The organism is Gloeobacter violaceus PCC 7421, from assembly GCF_000011385.1.
GTDB lineage: Bacteria > Cyanobacteriota > Cyanobacteriia > Gloeobacterales > Gloeobacteraceae > Gloeobacter > Gloeobacter violaceus.
Map to the genome: position 1 here is coordinate 2,617,834 of NC_005125.1, position 13,054 is coordinate 2,630,887.

General features: G+C 60.7%; 12 protein-coding genes, 1 tRNA gene and 1 pseudogene. 9 read left to right on the forward strand and 5 right to left on the reverse strand.

The genetic code is table 11. The features are described 5' to 3' along the window. Positions 1-33: 33 nt before the first annotated feature. Positions 34-2,628, reverse strand: coding sequence for a GH116 family glycosyl hydrolase (locus GLL_RS12710; protein ID WP_164929020.1), 2,595 nt, complete (start codon positions 2,626-2,628; stop codon positions 34-36). Between the two features lie 59 nt (positions 2,629-2,687). Beyond that, the gene (locus GLL_RS12715; protein ID WP_011142456.1) at positions 2,688-3,152 is read right to left on the reverse strand and encodes a methyltransferase family protein; all 465 of its coding nucleotides are present in this window, start codon (positions 3,150-3,152) and stop codon (positions 2,688-2,690) included. Between the two features lie 156 nt (positions 3,153-3,308). Here GLL_RS12715 and GLL_RS12720 point away from each other — a divergent pair, with 156 nt between their 5' ends. The 3 genes from GLL_RS12720 to GLL_RS12730 all read left to right on the forward strand — a co-directional run bounded on the left by GLL_RS12720 (position 3,309) and on the right by GLL_RS12730 (position 4,731). Beyond that, positions 3,309-3,458, forward strand: coding sequence for a hypothetical protein (locus GLL_RS12720; protein WP_164929021.1), 150 nt, complete (start codon positions 3,309-3,311; stop codon positions 3,456-3,458). A gap of 110 nt (positions 3,459-3,568) precedes the next feature. Then, positions 3,569-4,186 carry a ParA family protein gene (locus tag GLL_RS12725; RefSeq protein ID WP_011142458.1) on the forward strand — a complete coding sequence of 206 codons (618 nt, stop codon included), beginning with the start codon at positions 3,569-3,571 and terminating at the stop codon, positions 4,184-4,186. Further along, a complete protein-coding gene (locus tag GLL_RS12730) occupies positions 4,183-4,731 on the forward strand; it encodes a hypothetical protein (RefSeq protein WP_011142459.1) in 549 nt (182 codons plus the stop codon). Before GLL_RS12725 ends, GLL_RS12730 begins: the two co-directional genes overlap by 4 nt. Here the strand turns inward: GLL_RS12730 and GLL_RS12735 are convergent. Then, positions 4,728-6,020, reverse strand: a complete 1,293-nt coding sequence (locus GLL_RS12735; RefSeq protein WP_011142460.1) for a colanic acid biosynthesis glycosyltransferase WcaL — start codon at positions 6,018-6,020, stop codon at positions 4,728-4,730. The two genes, GLL_RS12730 and GLL_RS12735, sit on opposite strands and share 4 nt — an antisense overlap. 42 nt (positions 6,021-6,062) lie before the next feature. Next, on the reverse strand, positions 6,063-7,112 hold the full coding sequence (locus GLL_RS12740; RefSeq protein ID WP_197529999.1) for a glycosyltransferase family 2 protein: 1,050 nt from the start codon (positions 7,110-7,112) through the stop codon (positions 6,063-6,065). Positions 7,113-7,391: 279 nt separating this feature from the next. Here GLL_RS12740 and GLL_RS12745 point away from each other — a divergent pair. Further along, positions 7,392-7,464 (forward strand) — tRNA-Val (locus GLL_RS12745). A gap of 97 nt (positions 7,465-7,561) precedes the next feature. Beyond that, entirely contained in the window at positions 7,562-8,947 is a 1,386-nt protein-coding gene (locus GLL_RS23730) for a glycosyltransferase (protein ID WP_011142462.1), read from the forward strand. A 281-nt stretch (positions 8,948-9,228) separates the two neighbouring features. On the opposite strand, the pseudogene cas3 reads toward GLL_RS23730, so the two are convergent. Continuing rightward, positions 9,229-10,392 (reverse strand): annotated as a pseudogene (gene cas3, locus GLL_RS23735) (type I-D CRISPR-associated helicase Cas3'); the annotation flags it as partial. Positions 10,393-10,456: 64 nt separating this feature from the next. Between cas3 and GLL_RS12760 the strand changes: the two are divergent. The 4 genes from GLL_RS12760 (at position 10,457) to GLL_RS12775 (ending at position 12,978) form a co-directional block, all read left to right on the forward strand. Then, positions 10,457-11,311, forward strand: a complete 855-nt coding sequence (locus GLL_RS12760) for a WYL domain-containing protein (protein WP_011142464.1) — start codon at positions 10,457-10,459, stop codon at positions 11,309-11,311. A 56-nt stretch (positions 11,312-11,367) separates the two neighbouring features. Next, positions 11,368-11,934: a Uma2 family endonuclease gene (locus GLL_RS12765; RefSeq protein WP_011142465.1), complete on the forward strand. Its 567-nt coding sequence runs from the start codon at positions 11,368-11,370 to the stop codon at positions 11,932-11,934. Positions 11,935-12,328: 394 nt separating this feature from the next. Further along, the gene (locus tag GLL_RS12770) at positions 12,329-12,841 is read left to right on the forward strand and encodes a hypothetical protein (RefSeq protein ID WP_011142466.1); all 513 of its coding nucleotides are present in this window, start codon (positions 12,329-12,331) and stop codon (positions 12,839-12,841) included. Next, complete coding sequence (locus tag GLL_RS12775; RefSeq protein WP_231848453.1) at positions 12,817-12,978, forward strand: type II toxin-antitoxin system PemK/MazF family toxin; 162 nt, start codon at positions 12,817-12,819, stop codon at positions 12,976-12,978. Before GLL_RS12770 ends, GLL_RS12775 begins: the two co-directional genes overlap by 25 nt. The last annotated feature ends 76 nt before the right edge of the window (positions 12,979-13,054 follow it).

The following is a 13,054-nucleotide window of genomic DNA, read 5'->3' on the forward strand; positions in this document are numbered from 1 at the left end:
AGCCACAGGTTAGCGCACTGCGCCCGCGGCGCGTCAGACCTTGCCCGCCGTGGGGGATTTGCTGCTTTTGAGGGCGCTCAAGCTGTGTTGCATCGCCCAGATGGCCATCGGCCTCAGGTACATACAGGCGCGAAAGGTGCGCGCCGGGGTGAGCGCTTCGGGGGTGCGAAACTGCAACCCGCCCCCGTAGACATTGGCGACAACCGCCTCGGCGATGGCCATCCCTTCGCGCCGCATGCCGTTGCGGATCATAAAGGCGGCGAGGCCAAAGTTGATGCCGGTCCAGACTTCCGAGGGGTGCTCGGTGTCGCCGATAAAAGATCCGTCGGCGTTGGTGCCGTTGGCGCAGCCGAAGCGCCCGCCATAAAATTTTACAAAACAGGTTTGGTAAACCGTTTCGAGCGCCGAGCGCGCCTGGGGCTCCGGTACGATGTCCGCGAGATTGCACACCTGGGCATAATATTCGCCGCACAACTGATCGGCCATGATCGCTTCGGAATTTTTGCTCTGGCTGTCGATGCGGTAGTAGCGGCCGTTCCAGAGGGTCTTTTCGTACAGAGGCTGGGCCTGGGCATACCAGGCGCCGAACTGCTGAACCGCCGCCGCGTCGCCCACGAGCTTGCCCATCTCGACGGCGGCAAGCAATGCGGCAAGCCACAGCCCGCCGCAGTAGGCGCTGATCCCCTTGAGGGGCCAGGCGTCGTAGGTGCAGTCCGGCGGGCCGCCGTTTTCGGGAAACCCGTCCCCATCCTGGTCAAAAGTCGTCTTGAGGCGCACCAGGGCCGCCTTGGACGCGGGCCAGCAGTAGCGCACAAAACCCAGATCGCGTTTGCCGGTATCGACGTAGTCGCGGTAGACCTGCAGCACGAAGTCGCAGGGCAGGTCCTTCCAGAGGTTGCAGTCCTGGTAGGTGGTGTAGTTGTTCTTGATCCACGGATCTTCGTTGGGAGCCCCCAGGTCGTGGGGCAGCGCGTCGCGGGATTTGCGCTTGGCGACGGTTTTGGTGTAGCCGATAATGCGCGTCGAATCGTCCTCGTCGGGCACGGCGTCGGCGTAGGACCTGAGCACCGCTTTGTCGATTTCAGGCCAGTTGATCAGCAGCGCAAACGACCCGTAAAGCCTGACATCGAGCGAGTCGTACCAGCGGTAGTCGATCGATTCGAGGACTGCGAAGCGGCCCTGGCCGGGGGGCGCTTTGGCGATATCGGCGAGGGAAGTGATTTTTTCAGGAACCGGGCCGTTCTCCCAGAGGGTGCCGCCGCTGGTGAGATAGTACAGCTCGTTAAAGAGCGCCTGCTTGTACCAGTCCGGCAGGCTCGGATCGGCAAGGACCGGGTTTTGCCACTCCTGGATCTGCCGGTCCCAGTCGGCGTAATTATCCAGAGCCTCGGTGGCGATCTTCCAGGCGTTGCGGCCGCTCTTGTCGAAGTGCTTGGTGTAGTAGCGGTAGCGGCGCACCCCCTGGGCGAATTCCATGATCGGCAAATCCCAGGCGAGGGCCATCGGCACCACCCTGAGCTCGCCGGGCTTGAGGGTCAAGCGCACCGCCATCGCCGCCGCGATCCGCTCGCCCTTGGCCGCCGGCCGGACCGAGACCAGATCGCCGAGGCGGCCGGTGGTGGCGAAGGGCTGCCAGACCTCCAGGCCGTTGCCGGTCGGATCGAAGCGGGTGTGGTAAGTGATTTCGACGTCCGGCTCGCGGGTGGTGGCGATCACGAACTGGCCGTCCCCTTCGGCAGTGACGAAGGGACGCTCGCTGACGGCGGCGGTGGCCGGGGCGGGCTTTTGCTGTTCGGTGTAGCCCGAGGCGCGGCTCATCGTCAGTCCCCGGTAGGCGTTCTCCTCACGCGCCGAATTAAAGTTGCCGGTGCTCTCGCCCCAGTACGGTTCGTAATCGTAGACGGGCGTATCGTCGTCGCGCACTTTGACTGCTCTGGATTTGAATTGGTTGGTGAACCAGCCCACCATGTTTTCCCAACTGACCAGAATGCTCAGCGTGACGGGTTGGTCGGTCGGGTTGAAGGCGGTCCACTCGAAGACGGCCACCGGGTAACTGGTCTGCTTGTAGTTGTTGGGGATGATGGGCGAGAACTGCTTCAGTTGCACGTGGCTGTTGAAAAAGCCTTCGTAGGTGAACCACGAGCGCGGATAGAGGGCCGCGTAGGTGCCCGCCCCTTTGGGATAGGTCCAGTCCCAGGCGCCCAGGCTGCCGTCTGCGGGTTTTTCGGTACAAAGCACCTTTGCGCGCGGTTTGGCCCCTTCGCTCTGCTCAAAGAGGGCAAACTGGCAGACCGGCTGGGAGCGAAAGTAGTGATCGCCGCTATCGAGGTGCCAGAGGGTAAAGTCCCCCCGGTGCGAGCGGCCGATGCAGCCCGCACCGAACCCCCCCAGGGGCATGCCGTGCCAGTAGCCGTCGTCGATGTTGCTCGGGTAGCGCACCTTGAAGGCATCCGCAATCGGCTGGCCGATGGGATAGGTCCAGCCGGCTTTGGGCACCTCGGCGCGCAAAGCGGCGAGGGTGGCGGTCGTACCGGCCGGAGCGGAGCGGCCGGAGCGGGGAAGGGCCAGGGGCAGCGAGGCGGCAAGCAAGGCGGAGCGCAAAAAATTTCGGCGGGAGTAAGCACCCATGGACAACACCAACCCGATTTTCTCTCTCAAGAGAGTAACCCAATCCAGGGACAGCTCGACTAAATCCAGCGGCGCACCCGCGCTTTGTAGCGGCGGTAAGCCTCCCCGAAGCGGCGCTCCAGATAGATTTCCTCACGCTCGATAACGCCCCGGACCATGATCCACAGCGCCACCGGCAGTACCAATAGCGGCCAGAGGGCACCGAGCCACAGCGCCAGACCCGCGTACACCAGCGTCAGAGCGAGATAGATCGGATTGCGGCTGAAACGGTAGGGTCCTTCCTCGACCAGACCGGTGGTTGCCTCGTAGGGGCTGACCGGCGTGTCGCGCCGGGCCAGTTCCCGAAAACTCCACAACGCAAGCCCCACCCCCAGCCCCACCCCCGCTCCCCCCAATGGGGGTGCCGCCCCAATGTCGACACCCAGCGGCACCAGCCACTGCAGCAGCACCCCCAGGGCGAAACCCGCCCCAAAAATTAAAGGTGGCGGGGCAAGCACACCCGCGGTCGGCTGATGGTTCGACATTATGTTTAAAATTATGACAGCGGTAATGCTATGGCGCTGGTCGGCCGCATAATCCTTGGATTATAGCAACCATAACTGGGGGTCTATCCTATGACACTCGCCACCACTCCACCGGTTTCGAAAGAATTGCAGAAAATTCTGGATCGTGTTGCCGGTATGGCGGCCAATCGCAAGGACGAAGTATTCGATCTGGTGCAGCAGGACGAGTCGATGCCCACCGATGTGTGCACCTGCACCTGGTGGGACGGTTGTTATTACTGCAAGGACGAAGACGGACTGTGGCACAGCGTCCGTTGCGTCACCTGAAATTAGGTGGGAGCGAAGCTTTTTGACGGGTTTCGGTTGGCAGCCTGCCGCATGTGTCAAAGTAGTGTCCGTAGTCGCGGTGGCTTCGACCTCTGGCCAGGATACTCGTAGTGCTCAACGGCAAGGGCGGCGTCGGCAAGACGACGACGGCCGTCAATCTGGCGGCGGCGCTGGCAGAAAACAGGCGCGTGCTGCTAGTCGACGCCGATCCCCAGGGATCCGCCTCCTGGTGGGTGGAGCGCAACCCGGCAGGACTCGGCTTCGATGTGGCCCAGGAGACCGCACCGCAGCTGTTGAGCAACCTGCGCTCGCTGGAAGATTATGCCGTGGTCGTGGTGGACACCCCCCCGGCGTTGGCTTCGGAGGCCCTGGCGGCGGTGGTGCCGGTGGCCGACTATCTGGTGTTGCCCACCCCGCCTGCTCCGATGGATCTGGCGGTGCTGGTGGAGACGGTGCGCCGGGCGGTGGTGCCCACCGGCGTCGCCCACCGGGTGCTGCTCACCCGCGTCGATCCGCGCAGCGTCGGGGAGGCTCTCGAAGCACAGAACACCCTGACGGAGGTAGGTATTCCTGCCTTTCACACCTTTATCCGCGCCTACAAAGCCCACGAGCGCGCCGCCCTCGAAGGGTTACCCATTACCCGCTGGCGGGGCAAAAACGCCCGCGAGGCCGAAGCCGACTACCGGCGGGTCGTCGACGAACTGCACCGTGACTGGGAGAAACGATGACCAGAAAACGCCTTTCAGATTTGCTGCGCACCGAACAGCAAAAAAATCACACCCACGCCGATGAGCCCCTCTGCGAGCAGACGGCAGCAGAGGAAGCGACCACTCCCACCGAGGCGCAGGAGCCGCAGCGGACCACGCGCCGCAGCCCGACCAAGGCCGATCTGGAGGTGACCATCGCCGAACTTAAGGTGCAGCTGAGCGAAGCGCAACAGGCCAGTGCCGCTTACCAGCAAGCATCGGCCCAGGCCAGGGCGCGCATCGAGGAGCTGGAGCGGCAGCTTGCCGCAGCCCACAAGACCCCCGCCGACTCCCTGCACCAGTTGCAGGCCAAACTTGACGCCGTGCAGCAAGAGGCCCTCCAACTGGCCCAGGCCAACAGCCGCCTGCTCGAAGAGATCAAAAGCCTCAAGCAAGAACCCAGTCCGACCAAGCCGACAGCAGCTATCCGGCCGGTTGTTCCCAAACCGATCCCAGCTTCCCGTCCCAGATTATCTGTCCCGACTGCGGAACCCACGGACGCGCAAATTCCCGACTGGATGCTCTAAGTGCCGATTGCCGTGCGATGTTCCCCTTGGCTGGGGTGCAAGGCGGCAGGAACCGATTTGTCGCTTCGGAGCAGTTGCTGGTAGACAGCGACCAGTTCGCCGTTGAGTTTATGAATATTGTATTGTGATTCCACCCGTTCCCGGCCGGCCCGGCCGAACGCAGGCCAGATTTGCGGGTTGCTCACCAGGTAGCCGAGTTTTTCGACGATCGCCTCGACGTCGCGCTCGGGTACCAGAAAGCCTGCGGCACCATCTTCTACCAGTTCGGGAATCCCTCCATGCCAGGTGCTTACTACAGGCAATCCCATCGCCATTGCTTCTTTGAGCGTGTTGGCAGGTCCGTCCTCGTCTCCCTGCCTGCTGGTCACACTCGTGGAGATGAAAAGCTGAGCACCATCGAGGATTTCGATAATCTCCGCCTGATTCTTAGCACCCAGCAGTCGAATGTACCCCCCGGCCTGCAGCTGCTCGATCAGCCGCTGCAAATGTGAATGCAGTGGCCCGTCGCCGACAATGTCGTAACGAATATTGGCGTGTTTCTGCGCAAGCCTGGCAACAGCACTCATCGCATATTCGAGCCCTTTTTTATCCGTCAAGCGACCAACAGTGACAATTCGAATGCAACCGTCCGATGGCAGTGTGCGCATAGCGAATCGAAAGCGATTACAATCGATTCCTGAGGAGTGTACGAGAATCTTTTTTTCGTCGCACCCAAGCTCGATCAGTCGCTTTTTGAAGCACTCGCAGTTGGGTAAAAATAGATCCCCATTGTCAAAAAGCGATCGGTAAACGGCGTTGCCGTGTTTGCGTAGGTACATGCTGATGTCGTACCCGCGAAAGGAAGTCACAAGCTTGGCGTCCAGAGCCAGCATGTGCCGCAGCGAAGCTCCCAGCAAGCCCAGCGGTCCGAACTGTCCGTGGATAATATCGTAGTGTCCCTGGCCTCGAAGCCCTCTTAGTACACTCAGCAAGTTCAACAGCGGCACTGCCCCATATTGTCGGAGCGCACCCAAGTAGCGCAGCAGCAGCGACGGATTGTCGCGGATGACATCAAGCAACAGGCCCAGGCCGTGGAACCCGCGCAGGAGACGGCCCTTCTTGGGCAGGGCGTAGTGGCAGCGCTCGAGAAGCCGGTACTTCTGGACGTCCGGATGATTGAGGGCAGCGCGACCCGGACGCATGGCGTAGATGTCGACCGAATGTCCCAGATCGATAAGCCCGCAAACCTGGTTCAGGATAAAGGTCTCCGAAAGGGATGGAAACTCGTTAACTAAGAAGGCAATGCGCATAGCAATCTATCCCGCGAAGAGGAAACATTCGTGTCGCTCTGTTCACCCTTGAGAACGTGCGGCATACCGGCGGGTCAGCCACCAGTTCAAAGGCCGGTCGAGGCGCAGTAACACCTGCTCGATCACGATCGAAAATGGCTTGCCAAGCAGCGAAAACTTTCTTGCCCAGGGCCGAATGAGCGTCATGCGTCTGCGCCAACCCAGGCGCTTGTAGCGATTTTTGAAGAACTCGTCCTCGGTCAGGTTCCATTTTTGACGAAAGTGCTGCAGGCTCGACCATTCCCATGCGTCACTCCAGCGGAGCATGTAGAAATGGATATCCTGCCACTGCAGGGGTGGACCCGGCAGGTAAGTCACCACCGAGTCGGGTTCGAAGTAGACCGTCCCACCGGATTGAGAAACCATCATCGAAAAATCGATATGTTCCCTGGTGTTGAGCATGGCCTCGTCCAGCTGGCCAATGCGCTCAAAGATGTCGGTGCGGACCAGAACGCAGTGGAATTCGGCCAATTCGGTCGGCTCGCGGCGAAGACGAGAGCGCACCTCGTCGACCGTTCGGTTGGCCAAATAGATTTTTTCGTGGGCACGGCGCTGAGCCGAACCCTGGCTGCCGGTCGTGGCAATATGCGCTTCCCCGCCGGCACAGTGGATAATCCGGTGTAAAGGTTGACCAATGCAGGTGAGTGGACTGACCACCGCTGCGCCGGTTTTTTCGGCGCACTCTACCAGGGCGTTCAGCCAACCCGGCGCCACGATGACATCGTTGTCCATAAAGACGACATACTTGCTTTGAACCCGGGCAAGACCAGCGTTTCTTGCCCGATTGGGAGGCAGGTATTCTTCGAATTGAACGAGTTCAAAGGATCTATTTTTTGCCTGCTCTTCAAGATATAGGCGGACATCAGGTGGCGACCCGCCATCCACATACACCAGGGCGAAGGGCTGTTCTGTGTGCTCGTAGATACTGTCGAGCGATTGGCGAGCGGCACTGAAGCGCTCTCGGGGTACAACCACAATCGTGACCAATGACTCAGTCATTCTGACTTCCTCAACTACCAATGCGTTGCAGAAAACGGACTTTTTATCGTCCATGGTCGTCAGAAGATTATCATTCGGCCTTGCCGGAGAATAGCCGCGATTCTACTGTAGTTTTGCCACGAAATCGCTGTATGGCCTTAGAGACTGTATCCCTCCATCCATCCAAAATGTGCTGCAATCCCGGACAGGGTAAAGGAATAAGGCCTTACTTCTTTTGTTTGCCAGTCCGTGTAGATTCTCCTAGGGGAAATTACTACAGCTGGTTTCCAGGGAGTCACCGTCTGGCAGCGGACTGCATAGGGGTTTCGGTAACGATGATACTATCGATAAGTAGGGCAATTAGCTCAGTTGGTAGAGCACCTCGTTTACACCGAGGCTGTCGGGGGTTCGAGTCCCTCATTGCCCATGCATTTTGAATTGCGGTCTAAAGAAGCACTAACGGATCTACCGGAGATCGCTCTTGAGATCGCGGGATAGGAGATTTTCCAGGAAGAGACAACCCCATGCGCATCGCTGTCCTGTGCAATGACACCCGCGGTGGTATCCAGCCCTACGTCGCACTGGGGGTGGGGCTGCAGCGGGCCGGCCACGAGGTGCGGGCGGTGGCGCCTGCGGACTTCGCGCCGATGTTCGCCGAGGCGGGGTTGCCCCTGGCACCGCTGTCGGGGAGCACCGAAGCGGCGCTCCGGAGCGCGACCGGCGTAGCCGCGCGGGGAACGATCGCCAGCATGCGCTTTGCGGCTCGCGAGCTGACGGCGCATATCCAGATATGGACAAGGGAGACGCTGGCCGCTTGCAAAGATGTCGATGTGCTCACCGGGGGCGTGGGCGGCATGGTAATCGGATTGTCGGTCGCCGAAAAGCTCGCCAGACCGTTTATCGAGGCGCATCTGCAGCCGGTGGGCGCGCCAACGGACGCCTACCCGGGTATTTTGCTGCCGGGGGTGTCGCGGCGGTTGGGAAGCTTCGGCCTCTATCTGAGCCATTACCTGTCGGAGATGGCGCTGTGGATGCCCTTCCAAGCCGCAATGGCCTCGGCGAGGCAGAGGGTGTTGCGGCTTTCGGGGCGCCCGCTCGCGGCAAACAATTATCCAGTACTGTACGGCTTTAGCCGCTACGTGCTGCAGGTGCCCGTACAGAGTGACCGGCCTCGGCACGTCACCGGGTACTGGGTGCTTCCGGCACCGCCGACGTGGAAGCCGTCACCTGCGCTTGAGGTCTTCCTCACCCGCGACGGTCCGGTGGTCAGTATCGGCTTCGGCAGCATGGCGAACGACGACCCCGCGGCGGTGACGGCGCTTGTACTCGGTGCTGTGCGCAAGGCGGGTGTGCGCGCGGTGCTGCTCTGCGGGTGGGGTGGGCTGGCTTCCCTTGGCTGTGCTGACGACGTGTTTTTCGCCGACGCCCTGCCCAACGACTGGCTTTTCCCGCGAGTCACCGCCGTGGTGCACCATGGCGGCGCGGGCACGACGGGCGCCGCGCTGCGAGCCGGGGTCCCTGCCCTTGTTGTCCCTTTCACCATGGACCAGCCTTTTTGGGGCGCGCGGGTGGCGGCGCTCGGTGCGGGGCCGACGCCGATTGCGCGGGCTCGCCTTACGCAGGAGCGCCTTGCTGACTCGATCCGCCAAACTGTGGCCGACGAGAGGATGCGCGCGCGGGCTGCACTCCTCGGGGTGCAGATCCGCGAAGAGAACGGCGTCGCCGAAGCTGGGAGATCGCCGGAGCCCCGGAAGGAAGTAGCCACATCGAAGATTGGGTTGCCCTTCTGGCCGGACTGTTCGTGCCACTCCCGCTCCCAAGCCTTCACCCGCCCAAACAGCGGCAACACCTCAACATCGAATACCTGTCGGCATGCGTCGCTGAAAGCTGCCTTCGCTTCGGCGTACTGAGCCTTCACCGTGGAGTGTCCAAGCTTGTAGGCAATCTTTAAAGACTGGATTGCCCCCCAGCGCTTGTAGTATCCGCTGAATTCGTTGATCCGGCGGTAGTGGGTGTGAATCTGCTCGTTTAAGAAGAAGCGGTCGAAGGTGCCGCCTGCGACAAAAGATGCTTCCGGGCCATCGAAAAGACGCTCGACGAAAAAGTTTGGGGCCAGAGCAATCGCCTTGAAGTAATCAAAGGGAACGAAGCCGCTGGGGGATTCGTAACCGTCATGGCGACCGAGGCGACCAAGGCGTTGGATAAAATTGCCCGCATCCGACGACTCAAAAATCAGGAAATTGATCTTGAAATCGACGCCCACATCGATTGTGCTCGTGCCCGTCACAAGATCGGCTTCCAAGGATGCACGCCGCGCTGTCGCTCCGGTGAGGCCGGTGTTCTCGCGCACAGTGAGTCCCGCCGTCGCAAAGACCGCTTGGAAATGGGGCAGCAGTCGCTTTACCGAGGCAATGGAGTTGAGGATGATTGCCCCCCGGCTGCCGGAATGGACCCGGAAGTACTCCAGGATCTGGGGTGCATTCTCCCGCAGCCACGCCTCCGAGGCGCGGGGCGAGGGCTCAAGACGGATAAATTCCAGTTCCAACCCCCGGCTCACCCGCCGCCAACCCTGGGCTGCAAGCGCTTGTGCCTCGGCCTCGTCTTCGGGCGAACGGTAGCAATCGGCCGCCTTCGGATCGATCTCGCGAACGTTGAACCCCGCCAGCCGCAACCGTTCAATCAACTGCGGATCCGGTGTCGCCGACAGGAACATAAACTTTTTGCGCCCCATCGTGCAGCGCATCAGCAGCAGTGTGTTGAGCACGGCGGCCACCTGGGGCGGCCCAAAGACGTGGAATAATAGCTCGAAGTCGCTGTCGAAGCGCTGCCACAGCCTATCCGGGCTATCCTTCTGCGTAATGTACGCGCCCCGGTGCAGGTAATGGAAAATATCCGGGTTGGTCAGCAGCACTTCGCGCTGGGCACCCAGGCCCGACAACACCGTTCCTTTTCTGAGACCTGCCTCGCGGGCATAAACCTCCAGTTCCGGGCCGCTCAGCCGCACCAGCCGCGGTTCCCAGCTCGGTGCAAACTGCCGGATGTACCCGCGCACCTGCCCTTCCTGGTCCCGGGCAAGTTCATTCGTCGGATACAGGCCGATCGTCTCCAGCCTCCGCGTCAGCACGCCCAGGTAGGCAGCCAGGCTCTTGCCGTCGCCGGTCATCGCCGTGTTCACGATGATGTCCACTTCGGGATCGTCCAACGCGAGCAGGGTCTGTGCCTGATGCCAGGCCAGGTGTTGCCAGCCGGGTGGTAACTGTATCCCTTTGGGTAAAGTGGTGGCGGGGCGTGAGAAGACGGGCTTTAACAGAAGGGTGTCGGACATGCACGGAAACTCCTGGATTACTTTCAGCATCTCACAGGAAATTCAGCCGTTGCAAGCCAAAGTACACGGACACTCTCTGGAATAAGAGGACGCGATGAGCCGCAAGCAACAGACGATTACGCTTTCGTTGGGAGAGACGGATAAAGCGCGACTAGAAGCCTTGGCGTTGGAACTTGGGACGCTCTGGGGGGAGCGACCCAATATTACCCAGCTGGTCAAAGATATTGCCCAGCGCCGATTGCTCGTCGCCCGCAACGCGGATTGGCCGGAGGAGCGGGTGCGGGCACTGGTGCAGGCTGCAAACGTGCTTCTGGATATCGGAGAGTCCGATGCGGCCGGCGTGCTGGGGCGTTTGCTGCTGGAGCGGGGCGAAGTGAGCGGGCCTTTGCGCAGCGAGTTGGAAGCGCGTTTTGTCGGTTCTCAAGTATCCTGGCGCGCAATTATCGACCACCACATCCGCCGAGCCCAGCCGTTTCGACTGCTCTATCAGGATGCCGCCGAACGTTCCTGGCAGTTCACAGTCCGCTATGCCCGCGTGCGCTTTCGGGAGAAGCGACTGTATCTGGAGATCTGGAGCGAAGAGTGTGAGGGCAACGAGGAGATCCCGGAACTTTCCCACAACTGGAGCCTCAGGCTGGACCGGTTGCAGGGTGTCGAGATAGTGCCTGCTTCCGGAGGATGGCGCGTGGGACCGGACACCATCGAGGCAGAAATGCATCTATACGATCGCCTGGCCCACGCCTATCTTCCCCGCCCGGAAGATGCCCTCTGTGAATGGTTGGAAGGACAGCCTGTGCGGCGGGTCGTTCGCCGGGTCATTTCGAGTTTTTGGTTTTTGCGCGAAGTTTTCCCTTACGGTCCTGAGTGCTTGATCGTGAGCCCCGAGAGTATACGCAAACGTGCCTGGGAGCGACTTCAGCAGATGTGTCGGCGTTACTTCACGTCCTGACGCACTGCACATCGGGAGCTTCCGCTAGGATCAAGCTACTTGTCGCAAAGCTTCCTATGGTTTCTGTCACCCTGACCCTCGACCCGGTCATCCAGCTTGGACGTGAACAGTTTTACCAGTTGTGCCGGCTCAACCGCGACGTACAGTTGGAGCGGTCGGCAAGCGGGGAGTTGATCATCGTGGCACCCGTCGGTGGTGTGAGCGGCGGACGCGAGGCGGACCTGATCACGGACTTGAACCTCTGGAATCGCGAGGTCCGTTTGGGAAAAGTGTTCAGCTCCTCGACGATCTTCAGCCTTCCAGGCGGCGGAGATCGCTCCCCCGACGCCGCCTGGGTGCGGCTGGAGCGCTGGGAAACCCTCACAGCGGAGCAGCAGGAAGCCTTTCCACCCCTCTGTCCGGATTTCGTCATCGAGCTACGCTCACGCACAGACAGACTCGAACCGCTCCAGGCAAAGATGCAGGAATATCTCGACAGCGGGCTGCGCTTGGGCTGGCTCATCGATCCTCAGAATCGAAAGGTCTACATTTACCGCCAGGGGCAAGGGGCCGCAGCCGTGCCGATGCCTGTGGTGCTGTCGGGGGAAGAGGTTCTACCTAGTTTTTCGCTTTATGTAACTTGACTTTCCAGAGCAGTTTGGGGTTGCCCGCCGCGCAGCCAAACCACCGCCAACCCTCTCCAGAGGGCAGGTTTCACCCTGACGCCTGAAACCTGCTCTGGAGGCGGTTGCCCTCTCAACGATGCACACCTCGGTTGACAAACAGGTTAAAACTTAATCTGGTTGTCAACCAAAGCGACATTCAAGTACAGCATCTTATGAACAGTCAGCGACTCAAGCAGTTGCGTCTGGCTCGCGGGTTAACTTTGGAAGCCCTGGCTGCCGAGTTGGGGGAGTGGTCACCAAGCAAGCACTTTCGAAGTACGAGCAGGGGCGCGCACGGCCCTCGCTCCGGGTCATGAACTGACTGGCCTAGGCCCCAGGGGTCAAAGCCGTATACCTATTCAGCGACCCGGAAGTGGATGTCAAATTCATCGCCTACCGCAAAGCCTCCAGACTGCCAAAACGGGATCAAGAGCACATCGAAAATCGGATCCGCCGGGATCTGGAGGAGCGGGTCCGCCTGCAGCGCCTATTGCATCCTGCGGCCAACCCGGTATTGCCCGTGCTGGAGTGGAGCATTGACTCTATCGAGCAAGCCGAACAGGCGGCGGAGCAATTGCGCAAGCTATGGCAATTGGGTCAGGCTCCGATCGCCAGTGTCGTCGGCGTGCTGGAGGAGCATTTTGTGCATGTGCTCGACATCGAAACCCGCGAGGGCTTCGACGGCATTTCGGCTGTGGCCTACGCCCCTGCCGAGCGGGCAGTCGCGGCGGTGGCCGTGACCCGTCATGGTGTGGCCGGTGAGCGGCAACGGCGGGGCGAGGTGTGGCTGGTTGACCTTCAACCAAGCTGGTCGCGCCCATCACCAGCTGGAAACCTCACTTTGAAAAGAACATCTGGCATATTCGGCTCACACCAGATGCAATGAACGGTCTCGACAACGAATCCGCCGTCGATGCGCTCCAGGTGCGATCACTTGCCCTGGAGCGATTTCGCAAGAAGCTGGGAAAGTTGCCTGCAAAAACTATGGAGGAGATCGCAGCAGCCGTCGCCGCTGCTATTTAAGTACTCCTGATTCTGCCTAGCGGTTGTTCTCAAATTCGGTGCGAATGATTACTTGTTGCCCGAAGTACCTCCGAAA